The 26524-nt window shown below is 60.2% G+C and carries 24 protein-coding genes and 1 pseudogene; 20 read left to right on the top strand and 5 right to left on the bottom strand.

Features of this window, described 5'->3' with window-relative positions; all coding sequences use genetic code 11:
- Nucleotides 1–25: 25 nt before the first annotated feature.
- The 11 genes and pseudogenes from secY (at nt 26) to PO883_RS03595 (ending at nt 7502) form a co-directional block, all read left to right on the top strand.
- Complete coding sequence (gene secY, locus PO883_RS03645; RefSeq protein ID WP_167083925.1) at nt 26–1360, top strand: preprotein translocase subunit SecY; 1335 nt, start codon at nt 26–28, stop codon at nt 1358–1360.
- Nucleotides 1361–1396: 36 nt separating this feature from the next.
- The gene (gene infA, locus PO883_RS03640) at nt 1397–1615 is read left to right on the top strand and encodes a translation initiation factor IF-1 (RefSeq protein ID WP_005663428.1); all 219 of its coding nucleotides are present in this window, start codon (nt 1397–1399) and stop codon (nt 1613–1615) included.
- Between the two features lie 37 nt (nt 1616–1652).
- Nucleotides 1653–1766, top strand: a complete 114-nt coding sequence (gene rpmJ / locus PO883_RS03635) for a 50S ribosomal protein L36 (RefSeq protein ID WP_010394471.1) — start codon at nt 1653–1655, stop codon at nt 1764–1766.
- 28 nt (nt 1767–1794) lie between these two features.
- Nucleotides 1795–2160, top strand: a complete 366-nt coding sequence (gene rpsM / locus PO883_RS03630) for a 30S ribosomal protein S13 (protein ID WP_054265840.1) — start codon at nt 1795–1797, stop codon at nt 2158–2160.
- A gap of 12 nt (nt 2161–2172) precedes the next feature.
- Nucleotides 2173–2577: a 30S ribosomal protein S11 gene (rpsK, locus tag PO883_RS03625; RefSeq protein ID WP_008444339.1), complete on the top strand. Its 405-nt coding sequence runs from the start codon at nt 2173–2175 to the stop codon at nt 2575–2577.
- Between the two features lie 229 nt (nt 2578–2806).
- On the top strand, nt 2807–3430 hold the full coding sequence (gene rpsD, locus PO883_RS03620) for a 30S ribosomal protein S4 (protein ID WP_054265841.1): 624 nt from the start codon (nt 2807–2809) through the stop codon (nt 3428–3430).
- A gap of 133 nt (nt 3431–3563) precedes the next feature.
- Nucleotides 3564–4541: a DNA-directed RNA polymerase subunit alpha gene (locus PO883_RS03615; protein ID WP_054265842.1), complete on the top strand. Its 978-nt coding sequence runs from the start codon at nt 3564–3566 to the stop codon at nt 4539–4541.
- Nucleotides 4542–4651: 110 nt separating this feature from the next.
- Complete coding sequence (gene rplQ / locus PO883_RS03610) at nt 4652–5047, top strand: 50S ribosomal protein L17 (RefSeq protein WP_289308535.1); 396 nt, start codon at nt 4652–4654, stop codon at nt 5045–5047.
- Between the two features lie 185 nt (nt 5048–5232).
- A complete protein-coding gene (locus tag PO883_RS03605; protein WP_289308534.1) occupies nt 5233–5529 on the top strand; it encodes a hypothetical protein in 297 nt (98 codons plus the stop codon).
- On the top strand, nt 5526–5867 hold the full coding sequence (gene tnpB / locus PO883_RS03600; protein ID WP_289308533.1) for an IS66 family insertion sequence element accessory protein TnpB: 342 nt from the start codon (nt 5526–5528) through the stop codon (nt 5865–5867). The genes PO883_RS03605 and tnpB overlap by 4 nt, the downstream gene beginning before the upstream one ends.
- A gap of 58 nt (nt 5868–5925) precedes the next feature.
- Nucleotides 5926–7502 (top strand): annotated as a pseudogene (locus PO883_RS03595) (IS66 family transposase).
- Here PO883_RS03595 and PO883_RS03590 read toward each other — a convergent pair.
- The 3 genes from PO883_RS03590 to PO883_RS03580 form a co-directional block, all read right to left on the bottom strand.
- On the bottom strand, nt 7484–8095 hold the full coding sequence (locus tag PO883_RS03590; RefSeq protein ID WP_289308532.1) for a ParB/RepB/Spo0J family partition protein: 612 nt from the start codon (nt 8093–8095) through the stop codon (nt 7484–7486). The pseudogene PO883_RS03595 and the gene PO883_RS03590 sit on opposite strands and share 19 nt — an antisense overlap.
- Nucleotides 8096–8412: 317 nt before the next feature.
- Nucleotides 8413–9318 (bottom strand): SEC-C metal-binding domain-containing protein, encoded by a 906-nt coding sequence (locus PO883_RS03585; protein WP_289308531.1) that lies wholly within the window; start codon nt 9316–9318, stop codon nt 8413–8415.
- A 76-nt stretch (nt 9319–9394) separates the two neighbouring features.
- A complete protein-coding gene (locus PO883_RS03580) occupies nt 9395–10507 on the bottom strand; it encodes a molecular chaperone DnaJ (RefSeq protein WP_289308530.1) in 1113 nt (370 codons plus the stop codon).
- Between the two features lie 367 nt (nt 10508–10874).
- On the opposite strand from PO883_RS03580, the gene PO883_RS03575 reads away from it, so the two are divergent.
- The 7 genes from PO883_RS03575 (at nt 10875) to dsbD (ending at nt 22792) form a co-directional block, all read left to right on the top strand.
- A complete protein-coding gene (locus PO883_RS03575) occupies nt 10875–11804 on the top strand; it encodes a sodium-dependent bicarbonate transport family permease (RefSeq protein WP_289308529.1) in 930 nt (309 codons plus the stop codon).
- 448 nt (nt 11805–12252) lie between these two features.
- Complete coding sequence (locus PO883_RS03570; RefSeq protein ID WP_289308528.1) at nt 12253–14655, top strand: type I restriction-modification system subunit M; 2403 nt, start codon at nt 12253–12255, stop codon at nt 14653–14655.
- Nucleotides 14652–15680: a YhcG family protein gene (locus PO883_RS03565; protein ID WP_289308527.1), complete on the top strand. Its 1029-nt coding sequence runs from the start codon at nt 14652–14654 to the stop codon at nt 15678–15680. Before PO883_RS03570 ends, PO883_RS03565 begins: the two co-directional genes overlap by 4 nt.
- Nucleotides 15677–16918: a restriction endonuclease subunit S gene (locus tag PO883_RS03560; protein WP_289308526.1), complete on the top strand. Its 1242-nt coding sequence runs from the start codon at nt 15677–15679 to the stop codon at nt 16916–16918. Before PO883_RS03565 ends, PO883_RS03560 begins: the two co-directional genes overlap by 4 nt.
- Complete coding sequence (locus PO883_RS03555; RefSeq protein WP_289308525.1) at nt 16915–20028, top strand: type I restriction endonuclease subunit R; 3114 nt, start codon at nt 16915–16917, stop codon at nt 20026–20028. The genes PO883_RS03560 and PO883_RS03555 overlap by 4 nt, the downstream gene beginning before the upstream one ends.
- 5 nt (nt 20029–20033) lie before the next feature.
- Entirely contained in the window at nt 20034–20744 is a 711-nt protein-coding gene (locus tag PO883_RS03550) for a M48 family metallopeptidase (RefSeq protein WP_206091407.1), read from the top strand.
- Nucleotides 20745–20926: 182 nt separating this feature from the next.
- Nucleotides 20927–22792 (top strand): protein-disulfide reductase DsbD, encoded by a 1866-nt coding sequence (dsbD, locus tag PO883_RS03545; protein ID WP_289308524.1) that lies wholly within the window; start codon nt 20927–20929, stop codon nt 22790–22792.
- A gap of 18 nt (nt 22793–22810) precedes the next feature.
- On the opposite strand, the gene PO883_RS03540 is transcribed toward dsbD, so the two are convergent.
- Both PO883_RS03540 and PO883_RS03535 read right to left on the bottom strand, forming a co-directional pair.
- Complete coding sequence (locus tag PO883_RS03540; protein ID WP_289308523.1) at nt 22811–23470, bottom strand: hypothetical protein; 660 nt, start codon at nt 23468–23470, stop codon at nt 22811–22813.
- Between the two features lie 252 nt (nt 23471–23722).
- Complete coding sequence (locus PO883_RS03535; protein ID WP_289308522.1) at nt 23723–24199, bottom strand: Spy/CpxP family protein refolding chaperone; 477 nt, start codon at nt 24197–24199, stop codon at nt 23723–23725.
- A gap of 172 nt (nt 24200–24371) precedes the next feature.
- On the opposite strand from PO883_RS03535, the gene PO883_RS03530 reads away from it, so the two are divergent.
- A complete protein-coding gene (locus PO883_RS03530) occupies nt 24372–25100 on the top strand; it encodes a response regulator (protein ID WP_289308521.1) in 729 nt (242 codons plus the stop codon).
- Nucleotides 25097–26461, top strand: a complete 1365-nt coding sequence (locus PO883_RS03525) for an ATP-binding protein (protein ID WP_289308520.1) — start codon at nt 25097–25099, stop codon at nt 26459–26461. Before PO883_RS03530 ends, PO883_RS03525 begins: the two co-directional genes overlap by 4 nt.
- Nucleotides 26462–26524: the final 63 nt, after the last annotated feature.

Here is a 26524-nt window from a genome sequence, read left to right as displayed (position 1 = left end):
GCTAACAGCTTGATCGGAGCATAAATTGGCGACTAATTCACAACTTGGTAAAAGTGCAGCGGCCGGTTTCCCTTGGGGTCGGCTCTGGTTTTTGCTCGGCGCGTTGGTCGTGTACCGTCTGGGTGCCCATGTCCCTGTTCCAGGGATCAACCCAGAGGAACTGGCATCGGCGTTTAGCAAGAATCAAGACGGCATCCTGGGCATGTTCAACATGTTCTCGGGTGGCGCGCTGGAGCGCGCGGCAGTATTCGCACTCGGTATTACGCCGTACATTTCGGCTTCGATCATCATGCAACTCGCCGGCCTGGCAATTCCGGCCGTCGAGGCATTGAAGAAAGAAGGCGAATCCGGGCGCCGCAAGATCACGCAGTACACGCGCTACTTCACGGTGGTGCTGGCACTGTTCCAGGCGACGGCGATTGCCGTGGCATTGGAATCGCAGCCGAATCTGGTGATCGAGCCTGGCATGGCTTTCCGGTTCGTGGCGGTGGTATCGCTGCTCACTGGTACGATGTTCCTGATGTGGCTCGGCGAGCAAATTACCGAGCGTGGTCTGGGCAACGGTATTTCGATCATCATCTTTGCCGGCATTGCCGCTGGCCTGCCGTCGGCGCTGAGTAATCTGTTCTCGCTCGTGTCCAGTGGCGCTATTGGCAACCTGTCAGCGATTTTCATCGTGATCCTGGTCGGATTCGTTACTTTTGGTGTGGTTTTTGTTGAACGTGGCCAGCGCAAGATCCTGGTCAACTATGCGAAGCGCCAGGTTGGCAACAAAGTCGTTGGCGGTCAAACCAGCCATCTGCCTTTGAAGCTGAACATGGCCGGCGTGATCCCGCCGATCTTTGCATCGTCGATCATCTTGTTCCCCGCCACCATCGTGGACTGGTTCACGAAGGGCAAAGACTCCAGCAGCCCAGTGATCGGTTTCCTGAAAGACTTGGCAGCATCGATGGGGCCAGGCGAGCCTATCCATGCGCTGTTGTATGCAGTGGCAATCGTATTTTTCTGTTTCTTCTATACGGCGCTGGTCTTTAACAGCAAGGAAACAGCGGATAACCTGAAGAAGAGCGGTGCTTTCGTGCCGGGGATTCGTCCCGGCGACCAGACGGCGCGCTACATCGACAAGATTCTGATGCGTTTGACACTGGCCGGTGCGGTGTACATCACTTTAGTGTGCTTGTTGCCGGAATTTATGCAAGCCCGTTGGAAAGTGCCATTCTATTTTGGCGGTACTTCCCTGTTGATTATTGTGGTTGTCACCATGGACTTCATGGCTCAAGTACAAAACTACGTCATGTCGCAGCAATATGAATCGCTGCTGCGCAAGGCAAATTTCAAGGGCGGAATTCCGACGCGCTAACCGGCGGTTACCGCGAACCAGGAGTGTACAGACCGAATGGCAAAAGACGACGTCATACAAATGCAGGGCGAGATTCTTGAGAATCTCCCTAATGCAACGTTTCGAGTAAAGCTGGAAAACGGGCACGTGGTGCTCGGACACATTTCGGGTAAAATGCGGATGAACTACATCCGCATCCTGCCCGGCGACAAAGTCACGGTGGAGTTGACGCCGTACGACTTGAGCCGGGCCCGCATTGTGTTCCGGACCAAGTAAATTTAAGTAATCAATCCGAACATAAGAGAGTGCAAATATGAAAGTTCTCGCATCAGTCAAGCGGATCTGCCGCAACTGCAAGATCATCAAGCGCAAAGGCGTCGTCCGCGTAATCTGCGTGGAACCGCGTCACAAGCAGCGTCAAGGTTAATTTAACGTTATTTATTGAGGAATAACGAATGGCACGTATTGCAGGGGTTAATATCCCCAATCATCAGCACACCGTAATCGGCCTCACGGCTATCTACGGTGTTGGCCGCCCGCGCGCACAGAAGATCTGCGCACAAACGGGTGTTGCGACCAACAAAAAGGTCAAGGACCTGGACGACAGCGAACTGGAAAAACTGCGTGATGCCGTCGGCACTTTCGTAGTCGAAGGCGATCTGCGTCGTGAACTGTCCATGAACATCAAGCGCTTGATGGATCTGGGCTGCTACCGCGGTATGCGTCACCGTAAGGGTCTGCCTTGCCGCGGCCAGCGTACACGCACCAATGCTCGTACTCGCAAGGGTCCGCGCAAGGCCGCACAATCGCTTAAGAAATAATAGGACAACACCATGGCTAAGCAACAAAGCAGCGCCGCAGCAGCACGCGTTCGCAAAAAAGTTAAAAAGAACGTCGCTGAAGGCATCGCACATGTCCACGCATCGTTCAACAACACCATCATCACGATCACCGATCGCCAGGGCAATGCCCTGTCGTGGGCGACGTCCGGCGGTGCTGGCTTCAAGGGTTCGCGTAAATCGACCCCGTTCGCAGCGCAGGTTGCGGCTGAAGCAGCAGGCAAGGTCGCTGTCGAGTGCGGCGTGAAGAACCTCGAAGTGCGCATCAAGGGCCCAGGCCCTGGTCGTGAATCGGCTGTTCGCGCTTTGAACAACCTGGGTATCAAGATCACCGAAATCCAGGACGTGACGCCAGTGCCGCACAACGGCTGCCGTCCACCAAAGCGTCGTCGTATCTGATACGGCCCGCTGGCGACCGGAACGCAAGTTTCGGCCGTTCGTTGTAAATTAGTCGTTGATGATCGCCGGCGCAGTCCCCGAATAGGGTATACTGCCCGGCTGTTGTCGCCTGTCGCGATTTTTTGCGCGGGTTTATTGTCAGCCACCGTCCGACGCAGTTGTGTACGGACTAGCGCCTGGCCAGCATCACAGGATGCCGCCGGGGCGTCATTATTCTAAAGGAAACATTGTGGCACGTTATATCGGACCTAAAGCAAAACTGTCCCGCCGTGAAGGTACGGACCTGTTCCTCAAGAGCGCACGTCGCTCGCTCGATTCGAAATGCAAACTGGACGTCAAGCCAGGCCAGCACGGTGTCAAATCCGGTGCTCGTACCTCGGACTACGGTAACCAGCTGCGCGAAAAGCAAAAAGTAAAGCGCATGTACGGCGTCCTCGAGCGTCAGTTCCGCCGCTACTTCGCTGAAGCAAACCGTCGCAAGGGCAACACCGGCGAAGCGCTGCTGCGTTTGCTGGAAGCGCGTCTCGACAACGTTTGCTACCGCATGGGCTTCGGCTCGACCCGCGCCGAAGCGCGCCAGCTGGTCAGCCACAAAGCGTTCACTGTCAACGGTAACGTTGTGAACATCGCTTCGTACGCTGTCAAGACCGGCGACGTCATCGCTGTTCGCGAAAAGTCGAAAAAGCAAGTGCGTATCGTTGAAGCCCTGTCGCTGGCTGAACAAGTCGGTATGCCTAGCTGGGTTTCGGTTGACTCGAAGAAAATGGAAGGCACCTTCCGTTCGTTCCCAGAGCGTAACGAGATCGCTAACGACGTCAACGAATCGCTGATCGTCGAACTGTATTCGCGTTAATACTCGGCTCGATTGCGCGGCTTGTTGGCCGCGCAATGACCCGATTCCCCGCCCGCTCCCTGGAGTGGGCGTTTTCACTAATGCCATCAGCCTTATCGGTGTAATGAGCCGAGGGTATTGAAAAGGACATTTCATGCAAAACAGTCTGTTGAAGCCACGTATTATCGATGTAGAAGCCCTCGGTGCCGGTCACGCCAAAGTCGTGATGGAGCCGTTCGAGCGTGGCTATGGCCATACATTGGGTAATGCGTTGCGCCGCGTACTGCTGTCGTCGATGGTCGGCTACGCGCCAACCGAAGTGACGATCGCCGGCGTTGTCCATGAGTATTCGTCGCTGGACGGCGTGCAAGAAGACGTGGTCGACCTGTTGCTGAACCTGAAGGGCGTTGTGTTCAAAGTGCACAACCGCGATTCCGTCACGCTGACCCTGAAAAAGGAAGGCGAAGGCGCGATCCTGGCTTCGGACATCGACCTGCCGCATGACGTCGAACTGATCAATCCAGACCACGTGATTGCCCACCTGACCGCTGGCGGCAAGCTGGACATGCAGATCAAGGTCGAAAAAGGCCGCGGCTATGTGCCTGGTAACGTGCGCCGCCTGTCGGAAGACACCAACAAGACGATCGGCCGCATCATCCTGGACGCCTCGTTCTCGCCGGTGCGCCGCGTGTCGTACTTCGTTGAATCGGCCCGCGTCGAACAGCGTACCGACCTCGACAAGCTGGTGATCAACATCGAAACCAACGGCGTCATCACGCCGGAAGAAGCGATCCGTCAATCGGCGCGCGTGCTGGTCGATCAACTGAACGTGTTCGCGGCGCTGGAAGGCACCGAAGCAGCTGCCGAAGCGCCTTCGCGCGCACCGCTGGTCGATCCGATCCTGCTGCGTCCGGTCGACGACCTGGAATTGACCGTGCGTTCGGCCAACTGCCTGAAAGCAGAAAACATTTACTACATCGGCGACCTGATCCAGCGTTCGGAAAACGAACTGCTCAAGACGCCGAACCTGGGCCGCAAGTCCCTGAACGAAATCAAGGAAGTGCTGGCGTCGCGCGGCTTGACCTTGGGCATGAAGCTCGAAAACTGGCCACCAGCCGGCCTCGAGAAGTAATTGCAGCACTGTCCGGGACAGGTGTTCCGGGCATTTATCACTCCATACAAACCGGCCCGCGCTGAGAGGCGATCGAAGAGCTGGATTTAAACAACTCGAAAGGAATTACCATGCGTCACCGTCACGGCCTTCGCAAGCTGAATCGTACCTCGTCCCACCGTCTGGCAATGCTGCGCAACATGACCGTTTCCCTGCTGCGTCATGAAGCCATCAAAACCACCGTGCCAAAAGCCAAGGAACTGCGCCGCGTCGTCGAGCCGATCCTGACGATGGGCAAGACCGACACGCTGGCAAACAAGCGTCTGGCATTCGCCCGCCTGCGCGACCGCGAAATGGTGTTGAAGCTGTTCGCCGAACTCGGCCCACGTTACGCAAACCGCAATGGCGGCTACCTGCGTATCCTGAAAATGGGTTTCCGCGTTGGCGACAATGCACCAATGTGCTACGTTGAACTGATGGACCGTCCAGAAGTCACCGACGTTGAAGACGCACCAACCGCTGAGTAATCGGCGCGGTACGTAGAAGAAAGCCAGGCATTGCCTGGCTTTTTTTCGTTTGGGCTGGCCTCATCGGCTCTCGATGAACGCTTCCGCCAGCTGGGCGATGTCGGGGTAAAGTAAGCGTCCAGCCCGCCCACCTTTCTTCCGTTCCATAAATTGCCCACACTGTGATCTTCAACTTGGAGATAGAGATGGCAAATTTGGAACGCGAATCATTGTGGGAGGAGCGGGTTGCGCAATGGCGCAAGAGCGGCCAGTCCCAGCGCGCCTTTGCGCAGAGCCAGGGCTACCCGCAGCGGCAGCTTAATTATTGGGCGCGCCGCCTGGCCGCGGCCGTCGTGCCGGCGGCGCTGCTGCCAGTGTCGATTGCAGCCTTCACCGATGCGGCACCGGCGGTGAGCCTGCGTAGTCCCAGCGGCTGGACCGTCACATTGCCGCCGGCCTTGCCTGCCCGTTGGGTGGCGGCACTGCTGCGCGAACTGGCATGAAGCTGCAGGTCGAATTGGTTCGGCTGGCCACCCGGCCCGTCGATATGCGCATCGGCGTCGACGGCCTGTCCCTGCTGGTGCAGCAAGTGCTCGGTTGCCCTCCCTGCGATGGCACGGCTTACGTGTTCAGCAACCGGCGCCGTACGCGCCTCAAATTGGTGTACTGGAACGGAAATGGCGTATGGCTGTGCCTGCGCCGCTTACATCGCGGCCAGTTCGTATGGCCGCAGGCCGACGACGCCACCTGGCAAATGAGCGGCGAGCAATGGCAATGGCTGATCGCGGGCGTGGACTGGCAACGCATGGCGGCGCCGGCACCGGGCCATTGGCAACTGTAGTGCGTCGGTACAGACGATCTTGCTTGTAAACGTAAGCAGAGCCCGGTAAACTGGGCTGATGGATTTGCTCAACGAACTGACCCGCGCCAACCTTGATCCTGCCGTGCTCGACGCGGTACGGGCCTTGCTGGCGCAGGCCGCGCATGCAGACCAGCTGGCTGATCCGTGGCGGTGAAAGACGACGTCATCAAGGCGGCCCACGCCACGATTGCCGCCTTGAAGCTTGAGCTGGCGCAACATCGCCGCATTCGATTCGCCAACAAGAGCGAGGCCTTTACCGCTGAACAGCGTGATCTGTTCGAAGAATGCCAGGAAATTGATCTGGTTGCCATGGAAGCGGAGTTGCAGCGTCAACGCGATCTGCTCGTCGGCGAGAAGCCGAAGAACAAGCGGCCACGTGCCGGGCGTCAGCCCTTGCCGCCCCAGTTGGAGCGCATCGTCCACCGTCATGAGCCGGCCTGCTGCGAATGCGGCCAGTGCGGCCAAACCCTGACCCTGATCGGCGAGGACGTCAGCGAGCAGCTCGACGTTGAACCTGCCCGCTTCTTCGTGCACCGCCACATCCGCCCGCAGTATGCCTGCCGCGTCTGCGACAGCGTCACCGCGGCGCCGGTGGCGCCGGCGATCATCGACGGCGGCATGGCCGCGCCCGGCCGGCTGGCCTGGATCGCCATCAGCAAGTTCGTCGATCATCTGCCGCTGTATCGGATCAACCAGTTTGGCGAGCGCCAGGGCGTTCCACTGCCCATCTCGACGACATCGGACTGGGCCGGCAAGGTCGGCGTGGCGTAGCAGCCTCTGGCTGACCGGCTGGCGCAACTGCTGCGCATGCGACCGACCCTGCATGCCGACGAGACGCCGGTCAGGCAACTCGATCCCGGGCAGGGTGAAACCAAGCGTGCCTACTTGTGGGCGTACCGTTCCAACAGCTTGGACGAAGGTCCCCCTATCGTCGTGTTCGTCTATCAGGGCGGGCGCGCCGGCGCGCATGCCCAGTCGTTCCTGCAACACTGGCGCGGGCACCTGATGGTCGACGATTAGGTCGCCTACAAGGCACTGTTCGTGCACGGCGTTACCGAACTGGCTTGCCTGGCCCACGTGCGCCGAAAATTCTTCGAGCTGCATGCGGCCAATGGCAGCCCGATCGCCGCCGAGGCCCTGCGCCGCATTGGGCTGCTGTATGCCATCGAGCGCAATGCGGTCGATGACTCGGCGTCGGCACGTCATGCTCGCCGCCAGAGCGACGCCAAACCAGTCCTTGATGAGCTGCACGCGTGGCTCGTCAAGACCAGACCCGTCGTTGCTGATGGCAGCGGCACTGCAAAGGCGCTCGATCATGCGCTCATACGGTGGCTGGCCCTGGTTCGCTATGTCGACAGCGGCACCTACCCGGTCGACAACAACGCCGTCGAGAACGCCATACGCCCCATCGCCGTTGGAAAAAAGAACTGGCTCTTCACCGGCTCGGAGCGCGCTGGTCGGCGCGCCGCTGCCATTCAATGCCTGGTGGCCGCCGCCAAACTCAACGGTATCGGCCCCATGCGCTGGCTGACCGAAACGCTGGAAAAACTCCCTACCTGCCCCAACAGTCAAATCGATTCGCTTCTGCCATTTGCTCAGATTACGGGGAAATAGATTCCACTGGAAGGTGGGATGGTTGGATGCATACGGTCGAATTGACGTGAGCACGACTGCGCCAGCAACTGTGTGATCGCCTCGCCAACGGAACATCTCCAGCATTGCACCAAGGCGGTATCAAAGCCCGCGCGCCTGAGCGCGCTCACACGCCGGTAGCCATCAATGAGCACCAGTGGGCCGCCTACCGGACTACCTGCGGCAATGCACGGCACCAGTTGTCCGCGTTCCCGTATCGAATCGGTCAACTGCTGTACAGCCGGAACATTGACGATACGTGTGCTCGCGCACGCCAGCTCCAGACGATGCAGGTCGATCTGTATTGCGCCTGTCGGCACGTACGAACCTTGCACGGGCACGCCAGCGCAGGCGCTGTCCGGAACTTCATGGTGAATGGCCACCGTCGTCTCCTCGCTGTAATGCGCCTTGTCGGGGGCGCAACTGGACGCGGCGGCCACGCAGACATTCCGAACGCGCAATTGCGGAGCAACGCCGGCCGCAAAAATGGCAGTGATTTGCCAAGGCGGCCGGCGGCGCGCGAACAGGGAGCGCTGATACAGCGCATACAGCCGGGTCCGATACCAGTAAAGCACCGGCAGGCAGTGGTGGTGAACCCTGATGCGTCACTTTTTTTATTTTGGCCCGATAGCGGCGCGTCCGCTCGGCGTGTTTCAAACGCCCAGGGCGGCTATTCTGGTAACGTCGGCCCGCCTCCCTGACGGTACGTCGGCGCGCCATGCTTGAGCATGTATCGGAACAGTAGATGTGCCCGCGGTCGCATGGCGAACAGATGAGCACCTGTGCGCGGTATTCCGACCGCGCACAAAGATAGCGGCGGCCCGGCGGTTCGGTATCCAATGGCTTGCTCGGTCAAGCCGATCGGCGTTGGACAAAAACGTCCACCTTTGACTCAAGCCGTCGCGCAACACTTCTTGTATTTCTTCCCCGACCCACAAGGACATGGCTCATTGCGTCCGACCTTGTGCGACACCGCAGGCTGCTTGAGCACGATACGCTCCCCCACGCTTTTCATCGCCTGGTAGCGTCGCGACAGGCGCGCAAGATGATCGGTGTGACGCTGCCTGTACGCGTCCCACAAGCGCCCCAGCAGCGCATGGCCTTTCTTGCTCGGATCCATATCGACCTTGCCGGACAAATGGACGATCACATCCCCGGGCGATTCGATCCCGTCCGGCGCATCGAAGTGGATGATCACTTCTTCGCATGCGAAAGAGGCGGCCGGGCAATAGAAATCCATGGCGTCGTAAGTCACGCCGTCGATGTCATACAAGTCCATCCGCACGCCGTAGCATGCTTCATCCCATCCAAGCCGCTGGCCAGGCTTCCACCCTTTGACTTCGATCGTTGGCGAGCGCAGTGCCGCTTCCTCTGGGTCAGGCCACCCTTTGCCGCAATACCACAGCCGCCCAAGCGATTCAAGCACCTCGCCATCGATGCGTTTTGCCACCTCGGCAATGGCCGGGTGCCGTGTCAAATCCAGTGGTGCGGTGCCGCGCATGGCATACACGCTTGCCGAATCAATATCAAGATCGAACAGAATCAGATCGGCAGAAGCATCGAGCGCAAAGTCATGTCCACCCTGCATGGCTTCGTGGAAGCTATCCTGGTAGCGCAGCAAGGCCTGTTCGCCATCGTGACTCGCCATGATCTTGGCGATCCGACATTCGCAACCCGGAGTACGGCAGGTATGCGCCAACATCCATACCGGTGTCGCACCGGCGAGTTCGAAAACGCCATTACCCGGCATGGATGGCCCTTGCATGGCAAGGGCAGATTGAATGTGTTGATGGTTCATGCAAGACGCTCCGTACGGAAATGTACATCGGTGCCGCCAGTTTATCCGATTGGCGCCAGCGCTTTTGGCGGCGCCGTTAAAACCACGGTTCGCCGTAGCCCGGGTCGTTGGCGACAATGCGGTAATCCTTCAGCCAAGCCTTTAGCTTCTTGATGTCGCTGAACGTGTCGAGGTCCGCCTCGATGTACTTGACGTTGGCCCGCATCGCGGCGATGTCAGCGCGCAGGCCCTGCATCATCGCCTTGGGCGTGCGGTGCTGGCCAAATTCCCAGCCCATGTCGAGCGAGAGCGCGGTTTCCAGCGCGATGATTTCGGATTTTATTTCGCCGACCTGGCCATCGAGAATACGGTTATATTGTTTGATCCGGTCCTCGCCCAGATTGTCCAGGCCTGTCTGATCGATCTGATCGACCTCGAGTTGCAGCTCCAGCAGGCTGAGCAGGTCATTGGACGCATACGCCACGTTTGCGCGCTGCATCAGCGCCGTCTTGCGCCCGCGCTCGGCGGAATCGGTCTCGCGGTCCGGGTGCAGGGCGCTGGCGAGCTTGCGGAAGATGTCGCGCACCGACTGTTTTAGCTTGAGCTCCTCGGCCTGGTGGCGCGCCTCGCGCGCGCTCAGTTTGGCCGGCTTGGCCGCATGGGACTGTTCGCTCCGCTCCTCTTCCCGTTTGCGCTCTTCCATCTTGTCCCGCATGGCCTCGAAGAAGGCTTGCGGAGAGCTGAAATCAGTGTCCTCGTCCAGTTCGACGCCGGTCGCCGCGCCCACCATCTTGCGCATGAACGCCTTTTCCGCCTCCATGTCCAGATCGAAGTCGCATCCGCTGTGCTTGTTATAGATTTCCTTGATCGCCTCGTCCTCCTCATCGACCCCCATCAAGTCCAGGGCCGTCGAACAGATCACGTCGGCCAGCTTTTCCCTGTCCTTCTTGCCCATCGTCTTGTCGGAATAGGCCTGATCGAGCAGCAACAACAGCCGCCGGCGATGGGCGTCGAAGGTCCGCGCCAAGGGGCTGTACTCACTGTCGGCCAGGGCGCGTATCTTCGGCAACTCCTCGCGCCAGAGCGACAGCCTGACGCGTTCGGCTTCGAGCTTCTTAACTAGGGTGTTGAATTGCTTGCGTACCCGCGACAGCGGGCCGGCGGCCGCGGGCGCGGCGATGCGAATGGCGTATTGGGTGGGGAGGAGCATGGGGTTGGCGCGAACACGGCGGTCGATTGTGGATCGCCGTCATTATAGCGGCTCGGCAGAATGATTCAGCAGTCGGACAGCGGGTCCCACGCGCACAGGTGCGCGCCGGGCGCAAGCTCCACATCGCCGGGGCAATTTCCGTGAGCGGACGTGGGTCAATTTCCGTGAGCGCCAAAGGGCAGGTGCAACGCGCGCGCCGCAGCCGATACGCCGGCGCAGCGGACAACCTCGACATAGACCTGCAACAGGCGAAAACTCAGATGGCGGACGTTCATAGATGATGCTCTATGGCTTGGTGTTGAACAATTTATTATCGCATATGCGTAATGTTGGGCAAACTCGCCGTCCTGTCTTCCCTGGAGCGCGTATGTTCGATATTGTGATTGCTTTCTTTGTGCTTGGACTGGCGGCCGGGCTCGTTAAATCCGACCTCAAGGTGCCGGTGGCGATCTACGACACCCTGGCGATCTTGCTGATGCTGGTGCTCGGCCTCAAGGGCGGCATGGCTTTGCACGGCATCCTCACCATGGCCATGCTGCCGGAGTTGCTGGCGGTGGCGACTCCGGGCCTGGCGCTGCCGGCCGCGTGTTATCCCATGCTGCGCCGCCTGGTCAGGCTGTCGGCCGACGACGCGAGCAGCGTGGCCGCGCATTACGGCTCGGTGAGCGCCGGCTCCTTTGCCGTGGTGGTGGCCCTGGCCGAGCGCTCCGGCCTCGCGCTGGCGCCGCAAACGACCTTGTACCTGGTGATGCTGGAGCTACCCGCGATCGTGCTCATGCTGTTGTGGCAGCGCCGTATGAGCGGGCGCGACGGTGGCTTGCATGTCTTGCGCGACGCCCTCACCAGCCGCGGCGTGCTGCTGCTCGGCGGGGGCGTGCTGATCGGCTACCTGTACGGTCCGGCCGGTCTGGCTCCCTTGAAGCCGGTGCTGATCGACGGCTTTAAAACCATGCTCTCGCTCTACCTGCTGGAAATGGGCTTGTGTGCCGCGCGCAGTTTTGCCTCGTCGCCGTTGCGCCATTGGCGCTTGATGGTCTTTGCCGCGCTCGCGCCGTTCGCGCTCGCCTGGAGCGGCATTGCGCTCGCGCTGATGCTGCGCTTGCCCGAAGGCAGTGCCCTGGTGTTGGCCGCGCTGGCGGCGAGCGCCTCCTACATTGCCGCGCCGGCGGCGATCCGCAGCGCCATCCCGCATGCCGATCTGGGTCTGGCTACGCTCGCTGCGCTGGGTATCACCTTTCCCGTCAACGTGCTGGTGGGTCTGCCGGTCTACCAGCGCTGGGTGCATCATTTCTACTGAAGGTTGACATTGCTCCTGGTCGGCTAAGGACTCGCCACCTCCAATCGCCAAGCGACGGTCGAGCGCGCGGTTATTGCATCGGCTATCACGCTGATATCGGCCATCGTTCGCGGGCTTGTACCGCAGCGCCCGACGGGGGGGGCAGTCGTGCCGAGCTGCACCCCGAATTTTACCGCAACATCCTTTAGCGGCGACACCAACAATGATCGCTGAGTATATCCACGGTGGCAAAAATTTCGGCAGAGGCGCCATGTGCGCCTGCGCTGATGCCGATTGGTCGCGCGCCCTCCGATCGCGGCTGTTGTCGCCGCTTCGCCATTGACGCTTTGCTCATTGCGTCCGGGATGGAAAGCATGTGAGCTGTTCTTCAGATGCCTTGGTCATGTGTCATCGATACGGTAAAGTAAGCACTTTCCTCTCCGTGGCATGATCCACATCTAAGCAGCTTATGGCAATCAAGAAATCTGAACTCTATTCCTCCCTTTGGCAGTCCTGCGACGAGTTGCGCGGTGGCATGGACGCCAGTCAGTACAAGGATTACGTTCTCGTCCTGTTGTTCGTCAAGTATGTTTCTGATAAATATGCTGGCCTGCCGTACGCGCCCATCGTGATTCCGCCCGGGGCCAGTTTCAACGACATGGTCGCACTCAAGGGCAGCCCGGACATCGGCGACCAGATCAACAAGAAAATTATCGGCCCGCTGGCGAAGGCCAACAAGCTGTCCGACATGCCGGACTTCAACGACCCGAGCAAATTGGGCAGCGGACAGGAAATTGTCGACCGTCTTACCAACCTGATTTCCATCTTCGAGAACAAGGCGCTCGACTTCAGCAAAAATCGCGCCGAGGGTGATGACATCCTGGGTGACGCCTACGAATACCTGATGCGCCACTTCGCCGCCGAAAGCGGCAAGAGCAAGGGGCAGTTCTACACGCCTGCCGAAGTGAGCCGCATCATGGCGCAGATCATCGGCATCGGTGGTTCGCAGACCAACAACAGCACGACCGTCTACGACCCGACCTGCGGCTCGGGCTCGCTGTTGCTGAAAGTGGGCGACGAAGCCCATGCCAAAGTGACGCTGTACGGTCAGGAGAAGGATGCGGCTACCTCCGGCCTGGCACGCATGAACATGATCTTGCATGACAACCCGACGGCTGAAATCAAACAAGGCAACACGATCGCCAATCCGCTGTTCGCCGGCGAAGACGGCTGGATCAAAACCTTCGACTACGTCGTCGCCAATCCGCCTTTCAGCGACAAGCGCTGGAGCACCGGGATCGACCCGGCCAACGACCCGCACCAGCGCTTCGAGCATTTCGGCACGCCGCCGGCCAAGCAGGGCGACTACGCCTACCTGCTGCACATCGTCCGTTCGCTCAAGAGCACGGGAAAAGGCGCGTGCATCCTGCCGCATGGCGTGCTGTTTCGCGGCAACGCCGAGGCCGACATCCGCCGCAACCTGATCCACCAAGGCTACATCAAAGGTATTATTGGCCTGCCCGCCAATTTGTTCTACGGTACCGGTATCCCCGCCTGCATCATCCTGATCGACAAGGAAAATGCCCACAGCCGCAAGAGTATTTTCATGATCGACGCCAGTGCTGGCTTCATGAAGGACGGCCCGAAAAACCGCTTGCGCGACTGCGATATTCACCGGATCGTCGATGTGTTCAACCGGCGCGACGAAAGCGACCCGAAATTCGCGCGCATGGTCGGCATCGAGGAGATCGAGAAAAACGACTTCAATCTCAACATTCCGCGCTACATCGACAGTCAGCAGCTCGAGGATATCCAGGATATCGAAGGCCACCTGAAAGGCGGCATTCCAGGCGCCGATGTGGATGCCTTGCAGGCGTACTGGACAGTTTGCCCGCAACTGCGAAAAGCACTGTTCTCTGCAAACCGCCCGGGCTACCTCGATCTGGCGGTCGCCAAGAAAGACATCAAGCCCGGCATCTACGAGCACCCGGAATTCGTCACCTTCATCGACAGCATGAATGCCCTGTTCGCCGACTGGCAACAGCGCAGCACCGGGACGCTCAAGGACTTGCAAGCCGGCTGCCACCCCAAACGCATCATCAACGAGCTTGCCGAAGACTTGCTCGCCCACTACGCGGACAAGCCGCTGATCGACCAATACGCGGTCTATCAACACTTGATGGATTACTGGGCCACGACAATGCAGGATGATTGCTATCTGATTGCTGCGGACGGCTGGAAGGCCGATACCTACCGCGTCGTCGAAAAGAACAAGAAAGGCAAGGACGTCGACAAGGGCTGGGCCTGCGATCTCGTGCCCAAGCAACTCATTGTCGACCGTTACTTCGCCAGTCAGCAGGCCGCCATCGGCGAGCTGGAAGCGGCGGTGGATAGCCTTGCCGCCCAAATGGCCGAAATGGAAGAGGAGCACGGTGGCGACGAGGGCGCGTTCGCCGAACTCGACAAGGTGAACAAGGCCAGCGTTACCGCCCGCTTGAAAGAAATCAAGGGTGACAAGGATGCGAAGGAAGAAGCCGCAGCCCTTGACGCCTGGCTTAAACTCTGCATGAGCGAAGCCGACCTCCGGAAGAAGTTGAAAGACGCCGAGGCCGAGCTCGACGCGCTGGCCTATGCCAGGTATCCGACGCTCGGCGAGGCCGACATCAAGACGCTGGCGGTCGAGGACAAATGGATGGCAACGATCTGCGCAGCCATTCATGGCGAAATGGACCGCATCAGCCAGACGTTGACCAAACGGGTCAAGGAGCTGGCCGAGCGCTACGAGACGCCACTGCCGAAACTGGTCGACAAGGTTGCCGACCTGAGCGACAAGGTGGCGGCGCACCTGAAGAAAATGGGGTTCCAGCCATGAGCAATGATGTTCACATACTCAGCGCCTCGCCTGACTATCGGGTGCTGCTGGAGCAGATTTCCGGCACGTACACCCAGGGCCGCGTTCGTGCAATGCAGGCCGTCAACGACCAGCTCATTGAGACTTACTGGCAGGTCGGACGGCATATCGTCGAATTCGAGCAGGGCGGAAAAATCCGCGCAGATTATGGTACGGCTTTGCTTGCCAGTCTGGCGAAGGATTTAAGCCTGCGTCACGGCAAGGGCTTTAGCCGCAGCAACCTGATTCGCATCCGCCAGTTTTATCAAGCCTACCCAAATAGTGCGACGCTGTCGCACCAATTGAGCTGGTCGCATATCGTCGAACTGCTGAAAATCGACGACCCGCTGGAACGCGGGTTTTACGAACAGCAAGCTGGCCGCGAGCGCTGGTCGGTGCGGGAACTGATACGACAAAAGGAAAGCGCCTTGTTCTTGCGACTGGCCGCCAGCAAGGACAAGGCTGGCATCCTGCAGCTCGCCGCCCAAGGGCAGATCGTCGAACAAGCCGCCGACCTGCTGCGCGAACCATATGTGTTCGAGTTCCTGAAAATCCCCGAGCCGTACCAGCTCTCGGAAGCCCAGCTCGAAACGGTGCTCTGCGATCACCTCCAGCCCTTCCTGCTGGAACTGGGCAAGGGCTTCACTTTCGTCGGCCGGCAATACCGGGTCACGATCAACAATACGCACTACAAGGTCGATCTGGTCTTTTATCACCGCATCCTGCGCTGCTTCGTGCTGATCGATCTCAAGATCAACGACGTCCAGCATCACGACATCGGCCAGATGAATATGTATCTGGGCTATTTCGCCAACGAGGAAAACGTCGAGGGCGATAACCCACCGATTGGCATTATCCTCAGCCGCAACAAGGATGAGTTGCTGGTTGAATATGCGACCTACCAGATGAACAGCCAGCTTTTCGTGCAGAAATACCAGCTTTACTTGCCTGACCGCGAGGCGTTGCGCCGCGAGCTGGAGCTGAGTTTGCGGGAGGTGGAGCAATGAGTGCGATTCCAGCGGGGTACAAGCAGTCCGAGGTGGGCGTGATTCCGGAGGATTGGGAAGCTAAGCGCTTGGGAGAACTTGCGACGGTCACGGCAGGCGGTACGCCGAGCCGTGCGAACGAACTGTTTTGGCATGGTGATATCCCTTGGATTACCACGACAGAAGTGAATGCCCGTACTATAAATAGCGCGGAACAATTTATTTCCAAGGAAGGACTAAGCAACTCCGCCGCGAAATTACTCCCGCCAGGAACGCTTTTGATGGCATTATATGGGCAAGGAAAGACGCGCGGAAAAGTTGGCATTCTTGGAATTGAAGCCGCGACGAATCAAGCATGTGCCTCCATTTCTCTCCGTCGAGGTGCTTTGGGCAATTTCATCCTGCACTTCCTTCGCAGTCAGTACGAAGCTATCAGGAATTTAAGCAATACGGGAAGTCAGGAAAACCTAAATAATTTTCTCGTTCGCTCAATTCAAATTCGCTTGCCGCCGGAAGCTGAACAAGAAGCTATCTCCGAGGCGTTGAGCGATGCGGATGCTCTCATCGAATCGCTGGAGCAACTCGTCACCAAAAAGCGCTACCTCAAGCAAGGCGTCATGCAGGATTTGCTCACGGGGAAAAAGCGTTTGCCCGGGTTCAGTGGTGATTGGGAAGCTAAGCAATTGGGTGAGATCGGCACGTTCTTGAAGGGGCGGGGCGTTACCAGACACCAGTCTTCGGGTGGAAGTCTCGCTTGTGTCCGATATGGCGAAATTTACACCAGACACGACGATTACATAACGGAGTTTTTCTCTTGGATCGCCCGTGATGTCGCACTTTGTGCAACGCGTCTTCAGTACGGCGATATCCTATTTGCCGGTTCAGGCGAGACCAAGGCGGAAATTGGAAAATGCGCTGCATTCATCGATAAATTCGAGGCATATGCGGGTGGTGATATCGTTATCTTTCGCGCAGAGAAGTCAGATCCACTATTTCTCGGATACTACTTAAATACTTCGCCCATAAATCAACAAAAGGCTAGTCGAGGTCAAGGGGATGCTGTCGTTCATATCAGCAGCGGCGCGTTAGCGAGTATTCAAGGAAAATTCCCAACCTTACTAGAACAACGCGCTATTGGCGCAGTGCTATTCGATATGGATGCTGAGATTGCCGATTTGGAGGCCCAGCTCGCCAAGGCCCGAGCCATCAAGCAAGGCATGATGAACCAACTCCTCACTGGAAAGATTCGCCTCATATGACCACTGGCCAGCCCGAACGCGCCACGCAAAACCGCGTCGCCGCTCTGTTCCGCGACGAACTGGGCTATCAGCCCCTCGGTGATTGGACCCATCGCCCGAACAACAGCAACGTCGAAGTCGTGCTGCTCTCGGCCTATCTGACCAGGCGTGGCTACAGTGCGGCGCAAATCGGGCGCGTCGTCGATCGTTTGCGCGTCGAGGCTGGCAATCCCAACCGTAGTCTCTACGACAACAACAAGGCTGTATACAGCCTGCTCCGTTACGGCGTACAAGTGCAAGAAGCCGTGGGCGAACATGCCGAAACAGTCTGTCTGATCGATTGGAACGAACCGCTGCTGAACGATTTCGCCATCGCCGAGGAGGTCACGCTGCACGGCAACCATGAGCGCCGCCCCGATATCGTCATCTATGTCAACGGCATTGCCGTCGGCGTGCTGGAACTTAAAAACAGCCGCGCCGATATCGGGATCGGCATCCGCCAAAACCTCTCCAACCAGCAGGCGGCATTCAATGAATGGTTCTTCAGCACGATCCAGTTTGTTTTCGCCGGCAACGATTCCCAAGGCCTCAAATATGGCACCATCAAGACCGAGGAAAAGTACTTCCTGACCTGGAAGGAAGACGAAGCCGATAACAGCCGCTTCAAGCTCGACAAATACCTGCTGAAGATGTGCGACAAGTCGCGCCTGATCGAGTTGATGCACGACTTCGTGCTATTCGACGGCGGCGTCAAGAAACTGCCGCGCGTGCACCAGTATGCCGGCATCAAGGCGGCCCAGGCCCATGTGCATCGCCGCGAGGGCGGCATCATCTGGCACACCCAGGGGAGCGGCAAGAGCATCGTCATGGTCTTGCTGGCCAAATGGATCCTGGAAAATAAACCCAAGGCCCGTGTCGTGATCGTCACCGACCGCGATGAACTGGACAAGCAGATCGAGGGCGTGTTCATTGCCGCCGGCTATCCGATGACCCGCGCTAACAGCGGACGCGACCTGATGGCCCGGCTCGGCCAGGCCGCGCCACGTTTATTGTGCTCGCTGGTACACAAATTCGGCAAGAAGGGCGTCGACAATTTTGAGCAGTTCATCAAGGATCTGGAAGCGCAACCCTGCCCGACAGTCGGCGAGATTTTTGTCTTCGTCGACGAATGCCACCGCACCCAGAGCGGCAAGTTGCACCGCACAATGAAGGCGCTGATGCCGAACGCGGTGTTCATTGGGTTTACCGGCACGCCACTGCTCAAGCAGGACAAGCAAACCAGTCTGGAAGTGTTCGGCGGCTACATCCACACCTATAAATTCAGCGAGGCGGTCGAGGATGAAGTCGTGCTTGATCTGATCTACGAGGCGCGCGACATCGACCAGCGGCTTGGTTCGGAAAAAAAGATCGACGCATGGTTCGACGCCACAACCAAAAGCTTGAACGACTGGCAAAAGGCGGCACTGCGCGAGCAGTGGGGAACGATGCAAAATGTGCTCAGTTCCAAGTCGCGCATGCATCGGGTGGTGGCCGACATCGTTTTCGATTTCAGCGACAGGCCGCGCCTGTCCGACCAGCGCGGCAACGCCATTCTGGTCGCTTCCAGTATCTACGAAGCGTGCAAGTATTTCGAGCTGTTCCAAGGTACGCCCTTCAAAGGCAAATGCGCGGTGGTTACCTCCTATAACCCACACGCGCAGGACATCGCGCTGGAAGACACCGGCGCCAATACGGAAACCGCCAAGCAGTTCATCTACAACACCTACACTGCATTGCTGCACAACGTGGCGGCGCTGCCCGACAAATCCAGGACCGAAACGTACGAGGACCATGCCAAGAAGCTGTTCAAGGAGCAGCCGGCGAACATGCGCTTGCTGATCGTGGTCGACAAGCTCTTGACCGGCTTCGACGCGCCAAGCTGCACCTACCTCTACATCGACAAGCGAATGCAGGATCACGGCTTGTTCCAGGCCATCTGCCGCACCAACCGGCTCGACGGCGACGACAAGGAATTCGGCTACGTCGTCGATTACAAGGATTTGTTCAAGAAGGTAGAGAACGCCATTGCCGTGTACACCTCGGAACTGGACCACAGCGCCGGCGGTGCCGCGTCCGAAGTACTGCTCCAGGATCGCTTGAGCAAGGGGCGCGAGCGTCTGGACAATGCGCTGGAAACGGTCGCGCTCCTTTGCGAGCCGGTGGCACCGCCCCAGGGAGAGCTCGAACACATTCGCTATTTCTGTGGCAACACCGAAATCGCGGACGATCTGAAGGCGCACGAGCCGCAGCGTGTCGCACTCTACAAGGCCATGGTGGCGCTGGTGCGCGCATTCGCCAATATCTCGGACGACCTCGGCAAGGCCGGTTATACCGATGCCGATATCGAACGCATCAAACAGGCGATTGAGCGCTACCTGAAGCTGCGCGAGACGATCCGCAACGCCGCCAATGAAAAGCTGGACGTGAAGCCCTTCGAGGCTGACATGCGCCACCTGATCGACACGTATATCGAAGCGAGCGAACCAAGAAAAATTTCGCCGTTCGACGACATGCCGCTGCTGGAATTGATTGTCAAAACCGGCATTGCCAAGGCCATTGACAGTCTGCCGGCAGGACTCAGGGGTAGCAAGGAGGCGGTTGCCGAAACCATCGAGAACAATGTGCGCAGCAAGATCATCAAGGAGCACTTGAACGACCCGGCCTATTACGCCAGCATGTCGGCGCTGCTCGACGAAATCATCGCGGCGCGCAAGGCCACGGCGCTTGAGTACGAGGATTACCTGATCAAGGTCGCGGATCTGGCGAAGCGGGTCGAGGCGGGCCAGGCCGATGACACCCCGAAGCAGTTGAACACGCCGGGACGACGTGCGCTATACAATTTGTTGCGGCAAGGTAGTGCTGGCGCACAGCATGTGGCGCAATCAGGGGCGGGGGATCTGGGAGGCGAAAGCGATGCCATGGTGGCGCTTGCACTCAGGATCGATGCGGCCATCAAACACGCGCGACCCGATGGCTGGCGCGGCGTCCAGGCGAAAGAAAACGCGATCAAGGCAGCCTTGTACGGGATCTTGCAGGACGTGGATGAAGTCGAACGCATTTTCCCGATCATCCGGCAGCAAAAGGAATATTGACTTTGATGCAATTTAAGCTGGGCGATATCGCTGTCGACGTCGTGCAGAAGGATATCAAGAACCTTCACTTGAGCGTCCATCCCCCCGCCGGCAAGGTGCGTATTTCCGCGCCCTTGCGCATGGACATCGACACCATCCGGGTGTTCGCCATCACCAAGCTGGCCTGGATCAAGAGCCAGCAGAAGAAATTGCGCGAGCAGCAGCGCGAAACCCCCCGTGAATATCTCGACCGCGAGAGCCACTACGTTTGGGGCAAGCGTTACCTGCTCAAGCTGGTCGAGAAAGAGGCTGCTCCGACCGTCGAACTCAAACACAATAAGATGATTCTCCAGTTGCGGCCCGGGGCCAGCCACGAGAAGCGGCAAGAGGTACTCGATGCCTGGTATCGTGAGCAGCTGAAAGAAGTCATCCCGTCCCTGATTGCCAAGTGGGAGAACGTTGTGGGCGCGAAGGCCGGAAAGTTCTTCGTGCAGAAGATGAAGACAAAATGGGGCAGTTGCAGCCCCGGCCCCAAAAATATCCGTATCAACACGGATCTGGCAAAGAAACCGTTACAGTGTCTCGAATATATCGTCGCCCATGAACTGATCCACCTGGTGGAGCGGCATCACAATGAGCGCTTCATTGCGCTCATGGATACACACATGCCGCAGTGGCCTCAATATAGAGAGATGTTGAACAGTCTGCCATTGGCGCATCAGGAATGGGAGTATTGACGAACATCGTCGCGTCCGACATGCGTGGCCGCTGCCGGCGTCCAGTATTCGTAAGCTTCTTGCAAAACCGAATCGCTTGCTTCGATCACTCACCTTGCATGAGGGCCGCTGGCCGTGACCCGCCGCAGACGCGACCTCTTCCCCCGGTGTACTATTCTGCTTCGCGTCCCGCTAAGGAAGTCATGTTTGCCTTTTCGTTGAAAGCGCCGGCTCACGCCCTCGCGCTGCTCCTGCTTGCCCTCTCGTTCCTGTTCGCCAGCCCCGCGCGCGCGGAAGACGATTACCTGGCCCCCGAGGTGGCCTTCAAGTTCTCTGCCCGCATGGTCGACCCGCAAACCATCGCCGTCACCTACAACATCGCCGACGGCTACTACATGTACCGCGAACGCTTCAAATTCACCGCCGCCAACGCCACGCTGGGCTCCCCGCTCATCCCGCCCGGCAAGGTCAAGTTCGACGAAACCTTCCAGAAGGATGTCGAAACCCACCGCAAGAGCATCACCATCACGATTCCCGTCGAGTCGTCCGGCATGTTCACGCTGACGGCCACCTCGCAGGGCTGTGCCGACGCCGGCCTGTGCTACGCACCGCAGGAGGCCGAGGCCCGCCTGGTAGGCGCGGCCGGATCGTCGCCAGCGCCCGGCATGTCCAAGCCATCGATGTCGACCCCGCCCGCCTCCATTCCCGTCGCCAAGCCGAAGCAGGGCAGCGCCGACGAAGCCCTCACACCCGAGCCGCCCACCGCACCAGCGCCAGCCCCGGCCGCAGTCCAGGCCCCGGCCGCCACGCCCGCCACCGGCGACGGCGCCGCGCTGCTCGGCGGCGGCAAGCTGTGGCTGATCATCCCCACCTTCATCGCCTTGGGCCTCGGCCTGTCCTTTACCCCCTGCGTGCTGCCGATGGTCCCGATCCTGGCATCGATCATCGTGGGCGAGGGCGCCGGCACCACGCGCGCGCGCGGCTTCATCCTGGCGCTGGCCTATTCGCTCGGCATGGCCCTGGTCTACACCGCCTTGGGCGTGGCCGCCGGCCTGATGGGCGAGGGCCTGGCCGCCGAGCTGCAAAAGCCGTGGATCCTGATTGGCGTCGGCATCATGATCGTGGCCCTGTCGCTGTCCATGTTCGGCGTGTACGAGCTGCAAGTGCCATCCTTCCTGCAACACCGCCTGGTCGACGCCTCCGGACGCCAGTCGGCCGGTAAACTCATCGGCGTGTTCATCATGGGCGCCCTGTCGGCCCTGATCGTCGGTCCCTGCGTGGCCGCGCCGCTGGCCGGCGCGCTGACCTTCATCTTCCAGTCGCGCGATGGCGTCGTCGGCGGGGTCGCGCTGTTTTCGCTGGCGATGGGCATGAGCATTCCGCTGTTGCTGGTCGGCCTGTCGGCCGGTTCCCTGCTGCCGCGCACCGGCGCCTGGATGAACCACGTCAAACGCTTTTTCGGCGTCACCATGCTGGGCATGGCCCTGTGGCTGACCTCGCCCGTGCTGCCGCCGCTGCTGCAAATGCTGCTGTGGAGCGCGCTGCTGCTCGGCTACGGCGTCTACATGCTGCGCCACGTCCGCCATTGGGCCGGACTCGCGCTCGGCGTGGTGTGCGCCCTGCTGGGAGCGCTCCAGCTGGTCGGCGCAGCCACCGGCGGGCGCGATCCGCTCGCACCGCTGGCCCATCTGGGCGTGGGCGGCCAGCAGCATGGGCTGGCCTTCACCCGCGTCAAAACCGTGGCCCAGCTCGACGCCGCGCTGGCGCACAACGCCGGCAAGACCGCGATGCTCGATTTTTATGCCGACTGGTGCGTGTCCTGCAAGGAAATGGAAAAGCTGACCTTTGTCGATGCGCGCGTGCGCCAGCAACTGGCCGGCACGCTCTTGCTGCAAGTCGACGTCACCGCCAACGATGCCGACGACAAGGCCATGCTCAAGCGCTTCGGCCTGTTCGGGCCGCCGGGGATCATCTTGTTCGATCAGCGCGGCCAGGAAATTGCAGGCAGCCGCGTGATCGGATATCAGAATGCGGACAAGTTCACGGCCTCGCTGAAGAAGCTGAACTAAGCCCGCAGGGGCGCGGACTTAATTGTCCGGGAGGATGAAGTCTTCGTGCTCGGGCTTGCCGCCCAGCAGCTCGTCGAGGCGGCCGCGCAGACTGCGCGCCATTTCGCTGCCCTTGGCCTTGAGCACCGCTTGCAGGTACTGCAGGCGCAGCGCGCGGAAGTCGTCGACGTTATTGCACTTTTCCACCTTGAGCTGCAGCATGATGCCGCGCAGCCCGATCGTGCTCTTGATGGTCTGGTTGTAGAAGTCGTACAGGTGGCGAAAACGGGTGGCGTCGTCGAGCTGGCTCTCGGCCAGCGCCTGCGCGGACGGCGCCTCGGCACTGGCGACCACGGGCAACGGCGCCGCAGCGTCGTCGTGCCCCTCGTCATGGTGAGCGCCTTCGGCTCCGGCCGCGCGCCGCGCCACCTGGCGCGCCCGTGCCGATGCCGGCAGCTTGGGTGCCGCCGCCGCCACTGGCTCTTCCCCGCTGGCGAGGAAAATATAGCCTTCTTGCAGCAATTCCTTGACGCTGTCCGCAGTCACGCCCACGCCGGCAAAATTACGCAGCAAATCATCGAGCGAATGACGCCCGTCCATCATCACCAGGATCGTGCGCAGGCGCGATGACAGTTGATGTTTTCGTGTGGAGATTTCCTCTCGACCCTTTTCGGTCTTGTCGTACACCATCGTGCTCATGTTGCCCCCGGAATGTGGTTGATGCCGCAGCCGGAAACTGGTATGGGATTGCCGCGCGGATAGATTTTCTCGAGGATACACCACGTTACACTTTGCAGGAATCCCCGCACACGCATTTTTATGGCGGCAAGACACAATTGAGGTGTAAGTACAACGTTAAAGTAGAAATTTAAACCGCCTTGCATAACGGAGAAGGCGGGCCGGGCGCCATTCCCCGTGGCGCGCGGGGAATGGCCTGCACATGACGCTGCTTTACGCGTGGCGTTTGTGCTTGCCGTGATGGCCGCGGCGCATGCTGTGCTCGTCAAATACTTTCTTTTGTTCCGGCGTGAGTGCCGCATAGAAGGTGTTCAGCGCGGCCAGCCGGGTTTCCATGGCGGCCACATGCTGCTTGGCCATGTCCAGCTGCTTTTCCATGCGCTCGGGGGCCGTCAGGCTGGCCCACTGGCCGCGTTCGCCACGGGCGGGACGCTGGCCCGGTTTGCTGGCAGCGGTGAACGCCGCCCAAGCCGGTTCCTGCGCCGCGCTCAGCTTGAGCTGGTCGTGCAAGCGCGCCTGGCGCGCGGCCATGTGCGCGCCCCAGTTGGCGCGCTCGCCGTGGTGGCGTTCCACGCTGGCCGCTTTCGGATGGCCGCTCTCCTGCGCGTGCACGGCGACGGCGGCGCCGCCCATGCCCAGCACGGCAAAACCGATCACAAGACTGTTGCGGACATTAATCAGTACGTTCATGGCGTTTCCTTTGAGTGAATGTGCGGGGTGCAACTGCATCATGTGCCTTGCATGTTTCCAAGCCGTGTCTGCTGCCAAAGAGTTTGTATCAATATGTATCGGCACCATGGCAATATACATGACGATACAAAACCGCTATCCGGGGCCACGCTAAGTGGGGATAATTGCGGGCATGGATACTCCTTCTACCATTCTCATCGTTGACGACGACCGCGACATCCGCTCGCTGCTGGCCGATTACCTCGAATCGAACGGCTACCGCGCCCTGGCCGCGGCCGACGGCACGGCCATGTGGAAGACGCTCGATGAAGCGCGTCCCGACCTGATCGTGCTCGACCTGAACCTGCCCGGCGACGACGGCCTGACCCTGTGCCGCAAGCTGCGCGCCACCTCGACCCTGCCGGTGATCATGCTGACCGCCCGCAACGAGCCGCTCGACCGCATCCTGGGCCTGGAAATGGGCGCCGACGATTACCTGCCCAAGCCCTTCGAGCCGCGCGAGCTGCTGGCGCGCATCCGCAGCGTGCTGCGCCGCAGCCACGCGATGCCGTCCAACGCGCCTTCCGACAATGCCCAGCAGATGCGCTTTGCCGGCTGGACCCTGGACCTGACCGCGCGCCACCTGCTCAATCCCGAGGGCATCGTCATCATGCTGTCCGGCGCCGAATTCCGCCTGCTGCGCGTATTCCTCGAGCATCCCAACCGCGTGCTCAACCGCGACCAGCTGCTCAACCTGACCCAGGGCCGCGACGCCGATCCCTTCGACCGCTCGATCGATATCCAGATCAGCCGCCTGCGCCAGAAGCTCGGCGAAGATGCGCGCCTGCCGCAGATTATCAAGACAGTGCGCAACGGCGGCTACGTGCTGGCCGGCCAGGTGACGGTGGAGCCCGGCGCGTGAAGGCCTTCTTCGGTTCGATGACCGGGCGCGTGTTCCTGACACTGCTGCTGGGCGTCGTCATCACCGCCGTGCTGACCCAGCTGCTGGCTGAAAACGAACGCCAGAGGGTGATCGAAGCCTTCCGCGACCAGCACGCCATGGACCGCGCCGAGCAATTGATCACCGCCACCGAAACCGTGCCGGCCTCGGCCCGCCTGGCCTATCTGGACGCCGCCAACCGCCCCGGCATCCAGCTGGTTGTCATCAACGACGAGCTGCCGGTCAAGCCCGCGCCCTCGGCGTTCACGGCGGCGCTGGCGGTGCGCATGGGGCCGCAGTACAAGCTGGCCAGCATCGCGGCCCGGCCCGCCGCCTGCGACGTGCCGCGCATCCAGAACAGCATGTTCGGTCCCACCGAATCGCAATGGAAAGGCGTGTGCGAGAGCATCAACGTGCGCCTGCGCGATGGTGAACTGCTGCGCCTGATGGTGATGCCGCCGCCGCCCTCGGTGATCGCCCACGAAACCGATTACCGCATGATCATCGGCTTGTTCCTGGTCAGCATCGCTTTCCTCGCCTACCTGGTTGCGCGCATGACCACGCGTCCGCTCAAGCAGCTGGCGCAGGCCGCCAAGGACCTCGGCAACGACATCAACCACCCGCCGCTGCAATTGTCGGGCGCGAGCGAGATCCGCCAGGCCAGCGCGGCCTTCAACGCCATGCAGGCGCGCATCCGCCAATACATTTTCCAGCGCACCCAGATGCTGGCGGCCATCACCCACGACTTGCAGACGCCCTTGACCCGGATGCGCCTGCGCCTCGAAAAAGTCGGCGACGGCGAGCTGCGCGACCGCCTCGTGGGCGATTTGTCGGCCATGCAGGAAATGGTGCGCGAAGGCCTGGACCTGGCGCGCAGCACCGACACCACCGAAGCGATGCAGGCGCTCGACCTCGATTCGCTGCTCGACAGCGTCACCTGCGACGCCACCGACGCCGGCCAGCAGGTGATGGTCCACGGCCACGCCGGCATGGCCTTGCTGGGGCGGCCGATGGCGCTGCGCCGCTGCCTGGTCAACCTGATCGACAACGCCATCAAGTACGGCCAGCGCGCCCATCTCACGGTGGAAGCGGGCGCCGGCGCGGCGCGCATCCGCGTGCGCGACAATGGCCCCGGCATCGCGCCGGGCGAGCTGGCGCGCGTGTTCGAGCCGTTCTACCGGGTCGAAACGTCACGCTCGCGCGAATCCGGCGGCACCGGGCTGGGCCTGACCATCGCCCGCAATATCGCCGAGCAGCACGGCGGCAGCATCGCGCTGGCCAACCATCCGGAGGGCGGCCTGGAGGTCACCCTGGTCCTGCCGGAGTATTACGCCGGCAAATAGCTCCGCCCGCCAGCGCCGCCATCGCTTACCATTGAATGTACTGAACCGATCATAAGCCGCCCG

It is taken from the genome of Massilia sp. DJPM01 (assembly GCF_030348125.1).
Classification (GTDB): domain Bacteria; phylum Pseudomonadota; class Gammaproteobacteria; order Burkholderiales; family Burkholderiaceae_D; genus Telluria_A; species Telluria_A frigida.
This window is presented reverse-complemented; position numbering and strand designations above follow the sequence as displayed.

Excerpts from the sequence above, each read along its gene's own strand:
- infA (WP_005663428.1), top strand. The coding sequence starts at position 1,397 with ATGGCAAAAGACGACGTCATACAAATGCAGGGCGAGATTCTTGAGAAT.
- rpmJ (WP_010394471.1), top strand. The coding sequence starts at position 1,653 with ATGAAAGTTCTCGCATCAGTCAAGCGGATCTGCCGCAACTGCAAGATC.
- rpsM (WP_054265840.1), top strand. The coding sequence starts at position 1,795 with ATGGCACGTATTGCAGGGGTTAATATCCCCAATCATCAGCACACCGTA.
- rpsK (WP_008444339.1), top strand. The coding sequence starts at position 2,173 with ATGGCTAAGCAACAAAGCAGCGCCGCAGCAGCACGCGTTCGCAAAAAA.
- PO883_RS03615 (WP_054265842.1), top strand. The coding sequence starts at position 3,564 with ATGCAAAACAGTCTGTTGAAGCCACGTATTATCGATGTAGAAGCCCTC.
- rplQ (WP_289308535.1), top strand. The coding sequence starts at position 4,652 with ATGCGTCACCGTCACGGCCTTCGCAAGCTGAATCGTACCTCGTCCCAC.
- PO883_RS03605 (WP_289308534.1), top strand. The coding sequence starts at position 5,233 with ATGGCAAATTTGGAACGCGAATCATTGTGGGAGGAGCGGGTTGCGCAA.
- tnpB (WP_289308533.1), top strand. The coding sequence starts at position 5,526 with ATGAAGCTGCAGGTCGAATTGGTTCGGCTGGCCACCCGGCCCGTCGAT.
- PO883_RS03585 (WP_289308531.1), bottom strand. The coding sequence starts at position 9,318 with ATGAACCATCAACACATTCAATCTGCCCTTGCCATGCAAGGGCCATCC.
- PO883_RS03580 (WP_289308530.1), bottom strand. The coding sequence starts at position 10,507 with ATGCTCCTCCCCACCCAATACGCCATTCGCATCGCCGCGCCCGCGGCC.
- PO883_RS03575 (WP_289308529.1), top strand. The coding sequence starts at position 10,875 with ATGTTCGATATTGTGATTGCTTTCTTTGTGCTTGGACTGGCGGCCGGG.
- PO883_RS03570 (WP_289308528.1), top strand. The coding sequence starts at position 12,253 with ATGGCAATCAAGAAATCTGAACTCTATTCCTCCCTTTGGCAGTCCTGC.
- PO883_RS03565 (WP_289308527.1), top strand. The coding sequence starts at position 14,652 with ATGAGCAATGATGTTCACATACTCAGCGCCTCGCCTGACTATCGGGTG.
- PO883_RS03560 (WP_289308526.1), top strand. The coding sequence starts at position 15,677 with ATGAGTGCGATTCCAGCGGGGTACAAGCAGTCCGAGGTGGGCGTGATT.
- PO883_RS03555 (WP_289308525.1), top strand. The coding sequence starts at position 16,915 with ATGACCACTGGCCAGCCCGAACGCGCCACGCAAAACCGCGTCGCCGCT.
- PO883_RS03550 (WP_206091407.1), top strand. The coding sequence starts at position 20,034 with ATGCAATTTAAGCTGGGCGATATCGCTGTCGACGTCGTGCAGAAGGAT.
- dsbD (WP_289308524.1), top strand. The coding sequence starts at position 20,927 with ATGTTTGCCTTTTCGTTGAAAGCGCCGGCTCACGCCCTCGCGCTGCTC.
- PO883_RS03540 (WP_289308523.1), bottom strand. The coding sequence starts at position 23,470 with ATGAGCACGATGGTGTACGACAAGACCGAAAAGGGTCGAGAGGAAATC.
- PO883_RS03535 (WP_289308522.1), bottom strand. The coding sequence starts at position 24,199 with ATGAACGTACTGATTAATGTCCGCAACAGTCTTGTGATCGGTTTTGCC.
- PO883_RS03530 (WP_289308521.1), top strand. The coding sequence starts at position 24,372 with ATGGATACTCCTTCTACCATTCTCATCGTTGACGACGACCGCGACATC.